Below are 18650 nucleotides of genomic sequence, written 5' to 3'. Positions count from 1 at the left end.
TTCAGGAGCTGCTCGACGAGTTACTCGCCGGCCTTGACGAGGCCAGCGTCCTCGGCGGTCGGCTCTTCACGACGTGCGGACATTCTGGAACTCCCCGTATCTGGTTGACGTCAGTGGCGGAGCGTAGAGCGCGAAGACGTGGGGAACCGGGGACGCCGGGTCGACTGGTCCGAAAGTGGCAGACCGTCACAGCCGGGACAGTTGGTTCCGGAGATCCACCCGCCACACCCGCACCTCGAACCCCTCCGACACACGTACCACCGACGAGGGGCGACGCATCTACGTCTCGGAACTACTGTCCCGCTCGTGACGGCAGCGCAGGCGAGCGAGATCCGAACCACCTCGGGAAGGGGAACGTCCAGCGCGGACACCCGCTCCGTCCCCGAAATCGGTCAGATCGCACGAGTCCGCGGCGCCACCTGGGCGGTCACCGACGTCCGGGTGCAGGGTCTCCCCCGGAGCGGTGCTGACGACGCCACCACCGGCCTGCAGCACGCGGTCACGCTCCAATCTCTCGAAGAAGACCGGCTCGGCGAGGAGTTGCAGGTCGTCTGGGAGCTCGAGCAGGGGCGCTCACTGCGACCGGAGCTCGGCCTGCCGACCGCGATCGACCCCGGCCGCTTCGACGACCCCAGCCGGCTTGCCGCCTTCATCGACGCCCTCCGCTGGGGCGCGATCACTTCCGCCGACTCCCAGGTCGTCCAGGCGCCTTTCCGCAGCGGCGCCAACGTCGAGGCCTACCAGCTCGAGCCGCTGCGCCGCGCGCTCCGGGAGACCCGCGCCAACCTCCTGCTCGCCGACGACGTGGGTCTCGGCAAGACCATCGAGGCGGGGCTCGTCGCCCAGGAGCTCTTCCTCCGCCACCGCGCCCGCACCGCGATCATCGTCTGCCCCGCCGGTCTGGCCCTGAAGTGGCAGGACGAGATGCTCGAGAAGTTCGGGCTCGACTTCACGATCATCAACTCGGAGACGATGCGCGAGGTCCGTCGCAGCCACGGTCTGCACGCCAACCCGTTCACGCTCTTCCCGCGCATCATCGTCTCGATGTCGTGGCTGCCGGGGCAGCGCGCCCAGCGCCTCCTCCGCGACGTGTACGCGCAGACGGCGAGGCGAGAGGGCGCCCGCCGGTTCGCCTACGACATCTTGATCGTGGACGAGGCGCACCACGTCGCCCCTTCGAGCCCGCAGCGGGTCGACAAGCTGAACATCACCCGGCGCGGCTATGCCGTCGACTCGCGGCGCACGCACGCCGTCCGCGAGCTGGCCGAGAAGTGCGAGCACCGCCTGTTCCTCAGCGCCACTCCGCACAACGGCTACGTCGAGTCGTTCACCGCCCTGCTGGAGATGGTCGATCCGCAGCGCTTCGTGCGCGGCTCGCACATCGACCGTTCGGCGCTGCGCGAGGTCGCGGTCCGCCGGCTGAAGCGCGACCTGAAGGAGGCGAAGGGCTTCCAGGAGCGCCAGGTCACCGCGCTGCCGTTCCAGCCCACGCCCGCCGAGGAGGATGCCTACGAGCGCCTCCTCGCCTTCACGAACCGGCGCGACAAGGCGGTGGCCACGGGCGACGGCGCAGCCAAGCAAGCCCGCGACATGGCGACGCTCCTGCTGAAGAAGCGCTTCTTCTCCTCCCCCGTCGCCTTCGCCCGCACGGTCGACGTCTACCTGGAGACGCGGCTCCGCGGTGTGGACGCCGAACTGACCGGCGACTATGACGACGTCCTGGGCGTCGACGCAGACGACCTCGAGGAAGGGAAGTCCGACCAGACCGAGCTGCTGACCCTCGCCAACACGCGACGAAAGCTCCCGCCACTGACCGACGAGGACATCGCGGACCTCCGGTGGCTCAGCGAGTGGGGGCACGAGTTCGACGGCACGGTCGACTCCCGTCTGGCGGCCCTGGTCCGCCACCTCGACGGCGTGCTGCTCGCCGGCGACCTCTGGCTCGACGAGCGGATCGTCGTCTTCACCGAGTACGTCGACACCCTGTACTGGGTCAGGGACAACCTGCTCCAGCACGACTACGACGCCGACCGGATCGCGGTCATCGACGGCGGCACCGACCCCGAGCAGCGGGAGATCACGCGCGCACAGTTCAACGAGCCGCCGAGCAAGACCAAGGTCCGCATCCTGCTCGCCACCGACGCCGCCGGCGAGGGCATCGACCTGCAGGCCAACTGCCACCGACTGTTCAACTACGACATCCCGTTCAACCCGAACCGGCTCGAGCAGCGGATCGGCCGGGTCGACCGGTACGGCCAGGACCACCAGCCCGATATCCGGCACTTCACGCCGGTGGCGGGCCGCTCCGGCCTGGCGTCGGACGTCGACTTCCTCGCTCGGGTCGCGACGAAGATCGCCCGGGTCGAGCTGGACCTCGGGTCGGCGAACGAGATCATCGCGCCCGACATCCAGCGACAGCTCACCGGTGCCGCCCTCACCCCGAGGTCGAGCGAGCAGGCCCCCGAGGGCGACCGGGCGATCAACGAGATGCTGCTGGGGCAGCGGCAGGTGAACGCCGAGCTGACCGCGCTTGAGACCCAGCTGGAGGAGGACCGGGAGAGCCTGCACCTGCGGCCGATGAACCTCCGGCGCGTGGTCGAGACCGCCCTGGACCTCGACATGCAGCCTCGACTCATCCCCAGCCAGGTGGAGGACGGCGGCGCCGAGGTCTTCGAGCTGCCGTCCCTCGCGCGCTCCTGGGAACCGGTCACCCGGGGCCTGGCCAGCCGACTGGAGCCGGACCGCCTGCGGCCCATCACGTTCGACCAGGGCGTCGCCCGCGCCACCACGGACGTCGTCCACGCCCACCTGGGCCACCCGCTGCTCCAGCGGTCCACCCGTCTCCTCCGGTCGGCCCTGTGGGGCGGGGAGACCGACCTGAACCGGGTCAGCGCCGTCGTGGTCCCCGGGCTCGACGAGTCCTTCGCCGCCGCGGTCGTCCGGCTCGTCCTGGTCGGTCGGGGCGGCATCCGGCTGCACGAGGAGGTCTTCCTGGCCGGCACGCGGCTGGCCCGACGGCAGCAGGTCGGAGTCGAGCGGGCCGAGGAGTTGCTGGCCCGGGCGTTGGACGGCGATGAGCTGACCGCCGCGCCAGAGGAGGTCGCGCGCGACCTCGCCACGGCCTGGGACGACGACGCAACAGGCCTCCGGTCCCGTGTCGAGGACGCCATCCGGGTCCGGGTCGAGCGGCGGACGCGGGAGGTCGAGGACCGGCTGGCGAAGCGGCGCGAGGAGGACCTCGGCCGAGTGGACGCCATCTTCACCCGCTTCGCCGGCACGCTCCGCGAGTCCATTGCCGCGGCCGAGAAGCTCGAGCAGGAAGCGGAGGCGATGTTGTTCGACGTCGAGCAGCACCAGTCGGAGCGGGACCTGCGGCAGATGCGCGCCAGGCTCGACGAGCTCGACGACGAGCGCCGTCGCGAACGGGAGGCGGTGGAGACCCGCTATCAGGACGTGAAGCCGTGGCCCTTCCCTGCCGCGGTCCTCTTCGCGATCAGCCCCGCCGACGCCGAGCGGGGGGTGGCGGTCCGATGAGGCGTCGTCCGCCGAGCGCAGCGCAGCTGCACCAGGACTGGTTGGCGCAGGTCGAGACCGACGGCCCGTTCCTGTCCCTGCCGGTCCTCAAGGACATGTGGCCCAACGGGATGGAGCCACTGAGCGACGTCGACGACCGACTGGTCAAGTTCAAGGAGAGCCACGCCGCTTGGGAGCAGGCCTTCGACCGCTCCCGGAACGGGTCGTCCGAGCAGTACGCCGCCGTGGCGCGCTCCTGGGTGGACGTAGTGCTCGACCTCCTCGCAGAGTGGGAGGGGCACGGGGTCGCACCGGTCGAGCTGCCGGAGGACCTGGTGGTCCGGTCGCCGGGCGAGACGATCGCGGTTCGCCCGGACGGCGCCCTGCGGGGGCGGGACGGCGAGCTTGCGTGTCTGCTGCGAGTGGTGCCGCCGACGGACAGCCTGCACGCCGCGGGCGTCGACGGGTGGTCGGCGAGCGAGGTCGACCGGATGGCCGCGCTGCTGCGCAGGGCCGGCGTCGCGGTCGGTGTGGTGACCGACGGCCGCTGGTGGGCGCTGGTCTGGGCCGGCGATGGCACGACGACTGGGTGGGGCGTGGTGGATGCACTGAGCTGGCGCGAGGAGCCCCGGCTGCGTGACGCATTCCTGACGCTGGTCAGCGCGTCGACGCTGCGGCACGCGAACCCTGAGCGTCGGCTCCCGCGGCTCTTCGAGCGCAGCGTGCTCGAGACCGAGGAGATCACCGAGGCGCTCGGCGTCCAGGTCCGCAAGTCCGTCGAGCTGCTGGTCCAGGCGTTCTCCGAGGCGCGACTGTCCGCGCGGGGCAAGGGGCTCGACGACCCGCTGTGCGAGGACCCGGACGAGATCTACCAGGCCGCGGTCACGGTGATGATGCGGGTGGTGTTCCTGCTCTTCGCCGAGGAGCGCGGGATGCTGCCCACCCCGGAGCTCTACCGGGCCGCGTACGGGATCAGCGACCTGCTCGACGGCCTCCAGACCCGGGCGCAGCGGGAGGGCGAGGAGAACCTCGATCACTCCACCGACGTCTGGCACCGGCTGCTCGCGGTGAGCGCCGCGCTCTACGGCGGGGCAAACTTCGACGAGGTCCGGATGCCGGCCTACGGCGGTTCGCTGTTCGACCCCCAGCGGTTCCCGTGGCTGACCGCCGAGCGCCCCGACGGCGAACTGCGCCTACGGGTGTCCGACCGGGTGATGCTGCACGTGCTCGAGTCGGTCCAGGTGGCCAAGGTCGGCGGCCAGGCACGGCGGATCTCGTTCCGGGACGTCGACGTCGAGCAGATCGGCTACATCTACGAGGGCCTGCTCGGCTACACCTGCCGTGAGGTCGACGCCGAGGTCGTGCTCGGACTGGTCGGCAAGGATGGCGAGGAACCCGAGATCGACCTCGACACCCTGGCCGAGATCTACGAGGAATCGAGGGGCGCCAAGGACTTCGCCGCGAAGCTATCCGACTGGGTCAAGCAGACCCAGCCGGCGGCGAAGCTCGTCTCCGTGGCGAAGCTGGCCAAGCTGCACGACACGGACATCGACGAGGCGGAGATGAACCGCCTCCTCAAGCCGATCGCCGGCGACGACCCCGAGCTGCTGCCCGCGCTGGTGTCCTGGGGCAACCTCATCCGCCGCGACCTGCGCGACCTGCCCTACGTCGTCCCGCGCGGCGGGCTGGTGGTCTCCGAGACCCCGTCCCGGAAGAACGCCGGCGCCCACTACACGCCCCGCTCGCTCGCCGAGGAGGTCGTCCTCCACGCCCTGCAGCCGCTGGTCTACGAACCGGGGCCGCTGCAGACCAACGACGAGAACGCCTGGCGGCTCAAGTCGAGCTCGGCGATCCTCGATCTCAAGGTGGCCGACATCGCCGCCGGCTCCGGAGCCTTCCTCGTCGCCGCTGCCCGCTACCTCGCCGACCGGCTGGTCGAGGCCTGGACCGCCGAAGCCATCGTCGACGGCGACCGGGTCGACTTGGGGCTGCGCACGCGTGCCATCCGCGACGTCATCGCCCACTGCCTCTACGGCGCCGACATCAACGGCATGGCCGTCGAGATGTGCAAGCTCTCCCTCTGGCTGGTCTCCCTCGACCCGACCAAGCCGTTCTCGTTCGTCGACGACAAGGTCTTCCACGGCAACTCGCTGCTCGGCCTCACCACCCTCGACCAGCTGCGCTACCTGCACATCGCACCGGACACGAAGAAGTCAAAGGGCCAGCTCAACGCCTTCGTCGACGCGGAGGCAGTGCTGCATGAGGTCATCCGGATCCGGCACCAACTCGCCACCACCGTCGACGAGGACGATCCTCACCGCACCCGTAACGGCAAGCGACGCTTGCTCGACCAGTCCGAGCAGGTAACCGAGAAGCTGCGGTTGATTGCCGACGGCATCGTCGCCACCGCGCTCCGCCTCGGCGGCAAAGCCGGCACCGCACTCGACGACGCCTTGACAGCGCTCGAAGGCGCCCTCATACGCGCCTTCCCCGCCGATGACACCTCCGGCGACACCACCGCCCTCAACTGGATCATCGAGGAGGGTCTCACCCCGACCGTTCCCACCGACTACGAGCGCTGGGAACCGCTCCACTGGATCCTGGAAGCCCCCGACGTCCTATTCGAACACGACGGCTTTGACGCGATTGTCGGCAATCCTCCCTTTCTCCATAGCAAGAAGATTACGAGCAGCTACGGGCAGAATCTTCGGAATTACCTCTCGGCACAGGTTGCCAACGGCGAAAAGGGTGACGCCAATCTAGTCGCCTACTTCTTGCTGCGAGCATTCTCACTCCTACGCCACTCCGGCACCTTGGGCTTCGTGGCTACGAATGCGATAGATCAGGCCATGACCAGGAAGGTGGGCCTGGCCCGGCTGGTTCCCAGGCGGGCGCGGATGCTGGGCATGTCGCCAACGTTCGACTGGGGATCCCGCAGTGCATCGGTTTCGGTCCTGACCCTGTGGCTTTGGAAGAATAAAGACGACGACTACACATCCACAATCGAGGAGCCCTTTGCGCTAAAGTCGCTCGGCGTGTTGTCATTCATCGGAACATATCCGAACGGCAACGGCTTTCGCATCGCGACTCCTGTGGCTAAGCAATGGCTGAGCGAAGACGGCATTCCATCAAGACTCCTTCCGTTCGTGAGGGCAGAGGACCTATCGACTGGCTCTGCGCAGGAACCAAGCGAATACATCATCGACCTCCACGGATTGAGCCAAGAGCAAGCTCAGCGGTACCAGCCCCTGTGGGAGCACCTTCGCGAACACCAGCTTCCGTGGCGCGCGCGCCCCAGTGTCAAGGCTCGATTGCGCGAGCGCTGGTGGGACTTCGAAAGTGCCGCCGATTCGCTCTACCAACGGCTTGCGGGCCTCGACAAGGCGATCGCCTTCCCGCGGACAAGTAATCTGCTGATGCCTCTGTACGTACCCGCCGGTGGGCGCTTCGACATGGGGGTCGTTGTATACCCGACGGCCAGCCTGAGCATTTACGGCCAGCTTGCCTCGAGTCTGCACTACCATTGGGTTTTGCGTTTCGGTGGAACTCTACGCGATGACCCCAGTTATGCACCACGCCGCATCACCGCGACGTTTCCCTGGCGTTCGGGCCTTGAGGACTCGGTCGGCGTCACCGACTTCCGAGATCTCTTGGCGGCGACCGTGGAACGACGAGGGGGCCTTCGACCTGTAATGAACGAGTTCAATAGCGCCACGACCGTCAGTGACGAGATTGACGAGCTTCGTCAGGCGTACGTCGAACTAGATCGAAGCATTATGAGCACCTTCGGCTGGACTGATATGAGCCCGTCTTACAGCGTGGTGGACCATAACAATCTGACGCGCTTCTCCGTTGATTCACTCACGAGGCAGGAACTCTTGCGCCGACTTCTCGAGGAGAACCACAGAATCGCCCTTGCTGAGGGCCAGTCTGTCGCGCAACAAGGAAGGCAATCGTGATGGCCACTGGACCGTCGGCTCTCGTGCGGGGCCAATTCGCCAGGCTAATCCACGATGAGCTGCTCGGTCCTCGCGGTGAGCGGGATGAAGAGATCCCGGCGAGCCCTCGAGCCATGTACGCCGTCGGGGGACTCGCACCCGTCACCATCGACCCGGCGCTCGCTCGCCTCCAACTTGATGCGGACGAGGCGGAGAGCCAGGGAGTCGATGGCGCTCCGGTGCAGGCGATCAGCGACGCGGACCCGCAACATGCCGCTCAACCTGGCGTCCCCGTTCCAACGGACGAGGACGTGGCGACCGCGGATTCCGACGACGAAGAGGACACCGGGCCGAAAGGCGCTCTGACCCATCCCTCATCCATGGGGCTGCGGTTCCAGGTTCCCGTGGACGTCAGCACGCTCGTCGTTACGGCGTCCTGGGGCCGCTACGAAAGCTTTCAACGCCTCAACGAGGAGACCGGCCGCAACCGGACCTGGTTCCTGCGGACGCCTGTCGAGGTCCCGAAGCAACTAGACCTCGCGGGTACGACCGCACGTCGCAACGAGGTCCTCGAGCTGGAGCAGGACGTCAGCCTCCGGGTCGAGGTCTTCCGCCTGGACGATCGCCTGATCGTCGAACTAGCGCTCAGCAACGACCGAGTCACCGGCACCGACGCTCCCCCCGGCGACTGGCTGTTCCAGACCAAGTTGACCGTCACCGCGAAGGACGGGTCGGCGTGCTTCCTGCCGAGCCGCGACGTCCTCGAACCCGGCTACCGGGAGCCCGACGAGGAGCGACGTCGCCTCGACCTGCAGTACAAGCACAGGCTCGAGTACGCGGTCGGTCGCACCTGCTCCGTCGACTGGGACGAGGTCCCGGAGACTCGTCGCGCCCGCAAGGTCGAGACGACCTGGCTGCCGACGGCCGACGTCCCGCAGACCGTCGCTGGCGCCGCCGGTGACACCGTCACCTCGATGCGCGTTCTCGCCGAAATCGACGCCGGCGACGTCCGCCAGGCGCTCGAGCCGATGATCGCCGGCTACGCGACGTGGCTCAAGGAGGACCAGGAGCAGGCCGCCGCAGCCCTCCCCGACCACCTGACGCAGACCGCGTCCGAGGCGATCGGCGAGGCACGAGTCGCGGCCGCCAGGCTGGAGGCCGGGTTGCGGCTGCTGGAGCGCGACCCGGACACGCTAGCGGCCTTCCGGTTCATGAACCGAGCCATGCGCGACCAGCGCATCCGCTCCCAGGTCGCCGCCGCACGAGCGGCCAAGGCCGGCGTCACCGTCAAGCAGGCGCTGGCCGAGGTGGAGGCCAAGGGCGACAAGGCCGCCTCGTGGCGGCCGTTCCAGCTCGCCTTCATCCTCATGCAGCTGCCGGCGCTGGTGGATCCGACTGATCCGTACCGGAGCGGCGAGGACTCCAGGGTCGAACTGCTCTTCTTCCCCACTGGTGGCGGCAAGACCGAGGCCTACCTCGGCCTGGCAGCTTTCGCCTTCGCGATCCGACGTCTCCAGGGAGTCCTCCAGGGGGAGGACGGCGAGCTGGACGGCGGCGACGGAGTCGCCGTCCTCATGCGCTACACCCTCCGCCTGCTGACCTCCCAGCAATTCCAGCGCGCAGCGGCGCTCGTCTGCGCGGCGGAACTGATCCGCCGGGAGGACGAGGCGACCTGGGGAACCGAGCCCTTCCGCATCGGGCTGTGGGTCGGCAGCAGCGTCAGCCCCAAGCGCTACGCCGAGGCTGAGGCACAGGTGAAGCTGGCCAAGTCCGAAGACGGGAGGGCGCACGGCCTCACCGTGCTGCAGATCAAGCGCTGCCCCTGGTGCGGGACGCCTATCGACCCGAAGCGCGACGTCGACGCCGTGGCCACCACTCAACGGATCCACGTCCACTGCGGCGACCGCGACGAGGAGTGCCAGTTCTCTACCCGGGGCCCCGACGACGAGGGCCTGCCCATCCTCACCGTCGACGAGGAGATCTACCGGCACCCGCCGACGTTCCTCCTCGCCACCGTCGACAAGTTCGCCCGGCTGGCGCGGGAGGGCGAGGCGGCGAGCCTCTTCGGCTACGTCGCGGAGCGCTGCCCCCGCCACGGCTACCGCCACCCCGACGCGCGCGGCGACTCCTGCAAGGGCCAGAAGCACATCGCCGTCTCGAAGGGCGGCGTCACCTACCCGCCCGTCGACGTCGAGCCCGTGTCACGCCTCCGCCCGCCGGACCTGATCATCCAGGACGAGCTGCACCTCATCACCGGAGCGCTCGGCACCGCGGTCGGCGTCTTCGAGAACGTCGTCGACGTGCTCTGCTCCTGGTCCCGGGACGGCGACGCCGTCCGCCCGCTGATCGTGGCCTCCACGGCGACGGTCCGGAAGGCCGAGGACCAGGTCCGCAACCTGTACGGGCGAGGCGTCGACGTCTTCCCGCCGCAGGTGCTCGACGTCCGGCAGACATTCTTCTCGAGAGAGCTGGAGGTCACCGAGGACGACCCGGGACGGAAGTATCTCGGCGTCTGCGCACACGGCATCCGGCTCACGCTCGCCGAGATCCGCATCGCCGAGGTGCTCCTGCTCGCCGGGCAGAAGCTGCTCGACGAACACAAGGAACAAGCGGACCCGTACATGACCACGGTCGCGTACTTCAGCGCGACCCGAGAGCTCGCCGGCATGCGTCGCTATCTCGACGACGACGTCACCACCCGTGTGTCGGGAAGGACCGAACCGTTCCCACGCCGCACCACGGACTTCTCCCGCCTGGCGATCGGCGAACTGACCTCGCGGATCTCGTCGTCGGAGATCGGGGCCACGCTGGACAAGCTCTCCCTCGAGTTCGACCCGAACCGGTGGAGCACGAACGGCAAGGCCGCCTTCGCCAAGGCCATGCAGGACGGCAAAGTGAAGGGCGGCTACGACCAGCGGCCGTACGACTTCGTCCTGGCGACGTCGATGTTGCAGGTCGGTGTCGACGTCCCACGTCTGGGTCTGATGCTCGTCGTGGGCCAGCCCAAGAACACCGCCGAGTACATCCAGGCCTCGTCTCGCGTCGGACGCGACAGGAAGAAGCCAGGTCTCGTGGTGTCGCTGGCCAACTGGTCGAGGCCGCGGGACATGGCGCACTTCGAGCAGTTCCGGCACTACCACGAGACGTTCTACGCCCAGGTGGAGGCGCTCAGCGTGACTCCCTTCTCCGAGGCCGCGCTCGAGCGGGGGCTCATGGGTGTGCTCGTGAGTGCGGCCCGGGTGATGGACGTCGGCCGGCCCAAGTCGCTGTCCCCCGAACTCGGCGCCGGCCGGATCGTCGACGGCGCACAGCGCTTGGACGAGATCATCGAGCGGCTCACCGAGCGGGCAGCGCGTGCGTACACGGAGCCCGACTTCGACGAGCGCGTCCGGGCCAAACTGATCCAGCGCAAGGACCGCTGGCTGGGACGTGCGATCGAGGAGGGCGGCGGCCTCGTCTACGAGCGGTCGACCGACAAGACCCAGGTCACCAGCCCGTTGCTGATCAGCCCGGAGGTCCGGACCACCACGGCTTCCGAGAAGGTGTTCGTCGTCGCCAACTCGATGCGCGAGGTGCAGCCGGAGATCAACCTGTTGGTCAGCCCGAGCCCGAGCCATCTCGCCGCCAAGGAGCCCGTCGACGCTCCGAGTTGGAGCTTCCAGCCCCCCGTCGAGGAGGACGCATGACCGCCGTGTGGGACGACCCGACCGAGGTCTCCCCACCCTCCCCCGACGGCCCCGAGGGGGCGGTGGCCACCGTCGAGCAGGAGCTCGACCCGATCGCCGACGTCGAGGCCAACAAGCCGAAGAACCGGGCGAAGGTCGGCGCCGTCCGGCCCTCCGCTCTGCTCTACACCCAGGGCATCGGCTCGACGGTCGACCTCCCGCACCTGTCGGTCATGCCGCACGGGCTCGACGACTGGGAGCGCATCTACCGCCGTCGACCCACCCCTCCGGAGACGATCGTCGAGCCCCGGCTGCTCCAGGTCGTCCAGGCGCACCTGGGCAAGACCGTGCACGAGCTGCGCAAGCCCCCGTGGGCGTCCGCCGAGATCGGCCAGAAGGACTCGGCGATCGACCTGGGCATCCCGGGGCGCGTCTTCCCGCAGTGGCTGCGGTGCACTGGGTGTGGCCTGCTGGGCCGGGTGTCGGATGGCGCCTTCGAGTACCGGAACACGAACCCGTACCGACCTGACCAGGCGGAGTTCTTGCACCCCGACTGCCGGGGCTGGGTCGAAGGTGGGGCCAAGCAGCGGAAGGCGCGGCCGCGCACTGCCGTTCCGGCGCGCTACCTCATCGCCTGCCAGAAGGGGCACCTCGACGAGTTCCCGTACGTCGCGTGGGTGCACCGCGGCGAGAGCTGCGAGGCCGCAGCCAAGCCGCGGCTGCGCATGCGGGAGTGGAAGAGCAACATCGGTCCGGACGTCCAACTCATCTGCCAGGCATGCAAGAAGCAGCGCGGCATGCTCGAGGCGACGGCCCGTGGCGCCGACACGAAGCTGCCGCGCTGCCGAGGTAGGCATCCGCACCTCGATGCGTTCTTCCCGTGCAAGGAACAGGGTCGGCTGATGCTGCTCGGCGCCGCCAACCAGTGGTTCTCGAACACGGTGAGTGCGTTGTCCCTGCCGCGGGAGGACGAGGCGTCGGCGTCCGAGCTGGCCCCGGCCATCGCCTCCCTGCCCAGGAAGGTGCTGGAAGCCATCCACGGGCCCGAAGGCATGGACTCCCTCAAGCTGCTCGCCGGGGTGAATGGTCTCTCGGGCCTCGACGACGTCGACAACGCCGTCCTCTGGGAGGCTTTCCAGCTCGCGACCGGGCAATCGACGACCGTGGACGACAGCGAGCAGGTGGCCGCCCGACGCGACCCGCGGACTCTGCTGGCTCCCGAGTGGATCGTGCTCAGCGACCCGTCGAAGTTCACCAAGTACAGCGGCTCCCCGGACTTCAAGGCCGCGTCTCGCGACGTGGCTGCCGAGCTGGAGCCGCTCGTCACCGGCGTCGTCGCCGTCGAGCGGCTCAAGAAGGTCAATGCCTTCATCGGGTTCACCCGGATCGACGCATTCGACCGGATCGACGACGCCTCCGACCGCGTCGCTCCGATCACCCGCAACGGCCAGCCGTCGTGGGTGCCGGCCACCGAGGACCGCGGGGAGGGTGTATTCATCCAGTTCGACGAGGCCCGCGTCGCCGCTTGGGAAGCCGACGTGCTGGAGCGTCCGGTCTGGCAGCGCTACAAGGAGGCGCACCAGCTCAACTTCCTGCGCCGCACCAGCAAGACCGCGGCCGAGATCGATCCGGACGGCCGCTTCCCTTCGCCGCGCTACTGGGCGATCCACACGCTCTCGCACCTGCTCATCCGCGAGATGGCGATGTCCAGCGGCTACGGCTCGGCCAGCCTGACCGAACGCATCTTCGCCTGGCCCGGCGACGACGACGTCCCGCCGGCGGCTGGGCTGCTCATCAGCACCACGTCATCGGACAGCGAAGGCACGCTCGGTGGACTCGTCGAGCTGGCCAAGCCGGGGAAGCTGCAGAAGGTCGTGGTCGACGCCCTCCGCCGCGGCACCCGCTGCTCGTCGGACCCGATCTGCTCGCACCGAGCACCCCGCGGCAAGGACGACTTCCTGCACGGCGCGGCCTGCCACTTCTGCCTGTTCGTCAGCGAGACCAGCTGCGAGCGGACGAACCGGTTCCTCGACCGCCGGATGGTCCTCGACCTGGTCGCCGACCCGAGCATCTGGACGCCCGGACTGTTCGCCTCGCTGTGCGAGGAGGACGGCGGATGACTGCCGCCGCCGAGCTCGGCGCCTTCCTGACCAAGGACGAGGCCAAACGGATCGGCGGTTCCCCCGCTCTCGGCCACGGACTGCTCCACCAGGCCGTCAGGAGCGTCCACGGGGATCGTCGGGAGCGCGTGCTGGAACTCCTCCACGCCGTCCTCGCCGACCTCGGGGGCGACGTCCGCGCCCTGACGACTGTGCTGTGGGCGCTGAGCGGCGTTCCCTGCGCCGCCCGACCGCAACTGGTGTGGACGTCCCCGAGCCTCCCGCACAGCGAAGGCCACACGACCCTCGCCGTGTCGCAGCTGATCAACGAGGCGCAGTCCTACGTCTACGCCGCCACCTACTCGGCGACCATGGGGTCGTCGTACGTGGCGGCGCTCCGAGAGGCCGTGGGCCGCGGTGTCGCCGTCACCCTCGTCGTCGACCGGGCGAGACAGGCACAGACGGCCACGGCGCTCGCCGGGAAGCTGGCCGGCGCGCGCATCTGGACGATGAGCCCACCCGAGATGGGCGAGTACGCGGTGCAGCACGCCAAGATCGTGATGATCGACGGCCTCGCGGCGCTGGTGACCAGCGCGAACTTCTCCTCCGCAGCGGCAGAGACGAACCTCGAGTGCGGCGTTCTGCTGCGCGACGCCGCGGTTGCCTCGTCGATCAAGGCGCACCTCGACCAGCTGCGTGAGAGCGAGTTCCTGGTGGACTACTTCGCCTGATCTGGATTGTGGACGCCGCGACGGCTCGAGCGTCGCCGTGGAACGCTCTGGACGTGATGGCGAGGACGCCCCAGCCCGGCCCGCATCCCGGGTCCTCCAGTGCCGAGATGTCGCGGCGCATGGGCGTGGTCAAGAAGCGCGACAACGGGCCCGAGATGGCGGTCCGACGTCTCCTGCACGCGGCCGGACTCCGCTACCGGGTGGCCTGGCCGGTGCCGGGGCAGCGCCGACGGACGATCGACATCGCCTTCACCCGAGCGCGGTTGGCCGTCTTCATCGACGGTTGCTTCTGGCACGGGTGTCCGCTCCACGCGACGTCGCCCAAGGCCAACGCGGCCTGGTGGGCGGAGAAGATCGCCACCAACCAAGCCAGGGACGCCGATGTGACCGCTCAGCTCAGGGAGTTGGCCTGGACCGTCCTGCGCTTCTGGGAACACGAGCCACCTGGCGACGTCGTCATGCGGATCGTCGAAGCCTTGGAGGGCATCGCTGCCGGTCAGGGCGCCGTGAGCTCCACGTGCTCGTCCAACGCCCCCATGAAGTCACCCGAGTAGCGCAGACTGCTGCGGCGAAGTCGGTCTCGAAACCCCTTCGTCGCCCTGTGGGACAGCGGCTCCTGCCCGTGCTGCCTCAGCACATCCACGAGGTGCCTGTAGACCTCTTCCGACGGACGCGGCCACTCAGAGACTTCGACGTCCCAGGTCTTGCCGTCGACATGGCAAGCAGCCGCCGGCCAGACGCCATCCACGGGGTGTGGCGCCTTCTCGACCCCGTCGAAGTTCGGGGTGGAAGCGGCAAGCAGGCCCTCGCCGATCCACTGGGCGACCGGCACGCTCACGGCGTTGCCCACGAGCTTCCAACGGTCCCGGATCGGGGCGTTCTCGGTCCAGCCAGGCGGGAAGCCCTGCAGCACCTCGCCCGCTTCGATCGAGGGGCGCACGATGCGCCACCCGGGCTCGTTATCGGGCACCCAGATCGCCGGAGGACTGGGGATGCTCACCGTCGTCGACCCCTTGAGAGTTGGCACCGCGTCGATCGCTCGTCCGATCCCGCGATTGCCTTCGGTCGAGTAGAAGCCCTCCGCGCTGTTCCGCCAGGCGCCGCGCGCGGCCCCGTCCGAGTCCTGGGAAGGCGAGTCTTCGCGAAACAGCACGGCTGCTGGTTCGTGAACGGCAGAGGCGAGCAGGTACACGCGCTTTCGTCGCTGCGGCAGCCCGAACGACCGAGAGTCGATCGTGCGGTATGCCCAGTCATAGCCAGCGGACTCCAGCGATGCCGTGATCTCCCGGATGGCCGCGCCCCGCCCCAGACGGAGCATGTTCGGCACGTTCTCGATCAGCACCCACTGCGGATGCGACGTCGTCAGCAGCTGGAGCACGTGCCGGATGAGCCCGGATGCGAGGCCTTCCAGACCCGATGTGCGGCCAGCCTGCGAAAGGTCCGTGCACGGGAACCCGGCGGTCACGATGGTGGCGTCGCGCAGGTTCTGCAGCCCGAGGACGTCGCCGTTCAGATCAGCATCCGCGAAGTGCTGCCCGAGCACCGTCCTAGCCGGCTCCCACCATTCGTACAGCGCCGACGGCTCGTCGACGCCCGCCTGCTGAAGCCCGAGCTCCATCCCACCGATCCCGGCGAAGAGACCGAGGATCGAGTGCGTCACGGTGCAGAAGCCTCCCACAACAAGCACGGCGCGCTCAGGTCCGGCGCACTCGGCCGAGAGCGTCCTTCGCCACCATCCCGGCATCCGCTCCGGCGCTCCTCGTTGCTGGACGAGCGCGTTCGGTACAGGCTCCGAGCGTGACCGGAGCCGTATCGGAGCAGTTCATCAGGGCAGCAGCTCTGGACTGGTTGAGCAGCGTCACCCTCGACGGCACCATCCCCGTAAGCCGCGCGCAGCTGCGAGACGACTTCCGCATCGGCGGAGATCGCTTTCCCCTGGTCGACGCCGGGCGTGGCATCCGACGTCCCAGGGGATGGTCAGCGGCTCTCAGCATCCTCACTGCCGCGCCCGAGGGCGCACCGTCGCGGCCCTATGACGACTCGGAGGGGCCCGACGGGCTCCACCGGTACAAGCTGAGGCGGGACCAGCGCGGGGCCTCCGAGAACGAGGGGCTCCGGCGCGCCATGCTCGAGCACGCGCCGCTGATGTGGTTCTACGGCATCCGGCCAGGGCTGTTCCATGCGATCTTCCCCGTCTACCTGATCGCCGAGGAGCCCGACCAATCGCAGTTCGTCATGGCCCTGACCGAGGAGCAGCGGCAGATCAGTCCCGGGAGCCGGGTCGAGGAGACCCTGCGGAAGTACCTGGTGACGATGACCCGTCGACGCCTTCACCAGCCGGTCTTCGCCAGTCAGGTGATGGTCGCCTACGACACTCGCTGCGCCGTCTGCTCGCTGAGCCATCGAGAGCTGCTGGACGCCGCGCACATCATTCCCGACTCCGATCCCGAGGGCGCCGCGGTGGTCACCAACGGCTTGGCGCTCTGCAAGCTCCACCATGCCGCCTACGACCGAAACATCCTCGGAATCCGACCGGACTACACGGTCGAGATCCACCACCGCCTGCTGGAGGAGATCGACGGACCGATGCTCCGCCATGGGCTCCAGGAGCACCACGGCCGACCCCTGCTGCAGATTCCAACGCGTCGGGCCGATCGACCCGACACCGACCGCCTGATGCAGCGCTACGCGCAGTTCAGGGCCGCTTGACCCGTGCTTGCTCCTACGACGTCATGGAGTCCGAGATCGTGAAGGCTGACGCCCTGAACCCCCGCGAGCTGTTCGGCGGCACCGTCCACTACGAGATTCCCGTCTTCCAACGTCCGTACGTCTGGACCGAGGAAGACCAGTGGGCACCGCTCTGGGCCGACGTCCGTCGCGTCGCGGAAGACGTGGTCCGCGCGGCGGACGATGACGAAGCTGCAGAACGGGCGGGAGGCCACTTCCTCGGAGCAGTGGTCTTCAAAGCCAAGTCGGCGATCGCAGGGGACGTCACCCGCCACTCGGTCATCGACGGTCAGCAGCGAACGACCACGCTGCAGATCCTGCTCGACGCCGTGAACGCGGCGGTGTCCGCCCGAGGACACGAGGACGAGGCCGAGGCGCTCGAGGAGTTGATCCTCAACAAGGCGAATCGCTTCGCAGGAAAGCCTGAGCGCTTCAAGCTCTGGCCAGCTCGCTCGGATCGCGCCGCCTTCGAATACGCAATGTCGGACGACCACGGAGTCTGGGCGGGGGACGACCACCTCATCGTCGAAGCACACCAGTTCTTCCGAGGTGAGGTCCACGACTGGCTGGCGGGCGTGGTGCCCGAAGGCGAGATAGAGGTCGGCGACGAGAAGGCACGCGTCCGCGCGCTCGCCGATGTCATGCAGACGCGCCTGTTCCTCGTCGCGATCAACCTGACGGCCCAGGACGACGACCAGGTCATCTTCGAGACGTTGAACGATCGCGGCACGCCGCTCCTCAAGGCTGACCTGGTCAAGAACTGGGTCTTCCAGGTCGGAGAGCAGGTGCACGCCGATGTGGAGACCTGGCCGGAGCGCTTCTGGGTCGACTTCGACGACGCCTGGTGGCGCGAGGAGATCTCTCAAGGCCGGCACAATCGATCGCGGATCGACATCTTTCTGCAGTACTGGCTCACGATGCGCACGCGGGACGAGGTCGTCACCGAGCAGGTGTTCCGCGAATTCACGAACTACGCACGACCTCGCATGCCCGACGCCGCGGCCGCGGAGAAGCTGCTCGGCGAGCTACGACGGGACGCGAACACCTTCCGCGGCTTCGGTCAGCAGTCGACGGATTCGGTAGGTGGGCGCTTCTACAGGCGCGTCGTGGAAGCTCTCGAACTCGCTTCCACCACGCCAGTCCTGCTGTGGATGCTCTCGGAGAACCACGCCATCCCGTCCGACCAGGTTTCCAAAGCTCTGGCCGCCCTGGAGAGCTGGGTTGTCCGGCGAACTCTCCTGCGCCGCACGATGAAGGACGTCAATCGCTTCATGGTCGCCATCTTGAGCACTCTTGACGATGTCGCCCCGGAGAAGGTCGGGGACATCGTCGAGGCGTATCTGGCCATCCAGAACTCGGATGCTCGGTCCTGGCCCACTGACGCCGATGTCGTCGCCGTGCTCCCCCAGGTGAAGCTCTACGGCAACGTCCGCCAGGCGCGCCTGCGGGTCGTGCTCGAGGCTCTGGAAAAGCAGCTGCGCAGTGGCCTGCACGAGGACATCACTTTGCCGGCCGATCTCCAGGTCGAGCACGTCATGCCGCAAGGCTGGCGGGCCTACTGGGACAGCAATCCCAAGTTGTCGCTGGAAGCGGCTGCAGAACGGGATCGCCTGGTCAACACGATCGGCAACCTGACCTTGGTCACTTCCGGATTGAACGGCACCCTCTCCAACCGACCGTGGACCGACGAGGAAACCGCGGCTCTCGTCAAAGCCACCGGCGACCTCAAGGGCGTGGGCAAGCGCTCCCTCGTCAGCAAGTTCAGCCTCCTGGCCCTGAGCAAGGACATCGTCGAGAACCACCCTCGTGCTTGGACCGAAACGGACATAGCAGGACGCTCGGAGCAACTGGCGCGCGCCCTGTGCCAGGTGTGGCCCGGGCCTCCCTCGCTGTCGCCCAAGGCCCCTTGAGCCTCGGACCAGGCGTCGAGGCGGCTGCGGCGACCGGGCACTGCCTGCGTCGAGAACAACACCACGA

General features: G+C 68.3%; 9 protein-coding genes. 8 read left to right on the top strand and 1 reads right to left on the bottom strand.

Annotation, left to right across the window (positions count from 1 at the left end):
• Positions 1-138: 138 nt before the first annotated feature.
• Genes drmD through DQ241_RS05055 form a run of 6 tightly spaced genes read left to right on the top strand, consistent with a single transcriptional unit; the run spans position 139 to position 14500 of the window.
• A complete protein-coding gene (gene drmD / locus DQ241_RS05080) occupies positions 139-3534 on the top strand; it encodes a DISARM system SNF2-like helicase DrmD (protein WP_113829091.1) in 3396 nt (1131 codons plus the stop codon).
• Positions 3531-7472: an SAM-dependent DNA methyltransferase gene (locus DQ241_RS05075; RefSeq protein WP_113829090.1), complete on the top strand. Its 3942-nt coding sequence runs from the start codon at positions 3531-3533 to the stop codon at positions 7470-7472. Before drmD ends, DQ241_RS05075 begins: the two co-directional genes overlap by 4 nt.
• Positions 7472-11137, top strand: a complete 3666-nt coding sequence (gene drmA / locus DQ241_RS05070; protein WP_113829432.1) for a DISARM system helicase DrmA — start codon at positions 7472-7474, stop codon at positions 11135-11137. Before DQ241_RS05075 ends, drmA begins: the two co-directional genes overlap by 1 nt.
• Positions 11134-13236 carry a DUF1998 domain-containing protein gene (gene drmB / locus DQ241_RS05065; RefSeq protein WP_199584096.1) on the top strand — a complete coding sequence of 701 codons (2103 nt, stop codon included), beginning with the start codon at positions 11134-11136 and terminating at the stop codon, positions 13234-13236. Before drmA ends, drmB begins: the two co-directional genes overlap by 4 nt.
• On the top strand, positions 13233-13946 hold the full coding sequence (gene drmC / locus DQ241_RS05060) for a DISARM system phospholipase D-like protein DrmC (RefSeq protein ID WP_113829089.1): 714 nt from the start codon (positions 13233-13235) through the stop codon (positions 13944-13946). The genes drmB and drmC overlap by 4 nt, the downstream gene beginning before the upstream one ends.
• 56 nt (positions 13947-14002) lie before the next feature.
• On the top strand, positions 14003-14500 hold the full coding sequence (locus tag DQ241_RS05055) for a very short patch repair endonuclease (RefSeq protein ID WP_255410965.1): 498 nt from the start codon (positions 14003-14005) through the stop codon (positions 14498-14500).
• On the opposite strand, the gene DQ241_RS05050 is transcribed toward DQ241_RS05055, so the two are convergent.
• Complete coding sequence (locus tag DQ241_RS05050; RefSeq protein WP_199584095.1) at positions 14443-15606, bottom strand: DNA cytosine methyltransferase; 1164 nt, start codon at positions 15604-15606, stop codon at positions 14443-14445. The two genes, DQ241_RS05055 and DQ241_RS05050, sit on opposite strands and share 58 nt — an antisense overlap.
• Positions 15607-15743: 137 nt before the next feature.
• Between DQ241_RS05050 and DQ241_RS05045 the strand changes: the two genes are divergently transcribed.
• Positions 15744-16655, top strand: a complete 912-nt coding sequence (locus DQ241_RS05045) for an HNH endonuclease (protein WP_113829087.1) — start codon at positions 15744-15746, stop codon at positions 16653-16655.
• A gap of 23 nt (positions 16656-16678) precedes the next feature.
• Complete coding sequence (locus DQ241_RS05040) at positions 16679-18583, top strand: DUF262 domain-containing protein (RefSeq protein ID WP_113829086.1); 1905 nt, start codon at positions 16679-16681, stop codon at positions 18581-18583.
• Positions 18584-18650 lie beyond the last annotated feature (67 nt).

Source organism: Blastococcus sp. TF02A-30, from assembly GCF_003319185.1.
GTDB lineage: Bacteria > Actinomycetota > Actinomycetes > Mycobacteriales > Geodermatophilaceae > Blastococcus.
The sequence above is the reverse complement of the archived record's forward strand: the minus strand, read 5'-3'. Positions and strand labels throughout refer to the sequence as shown.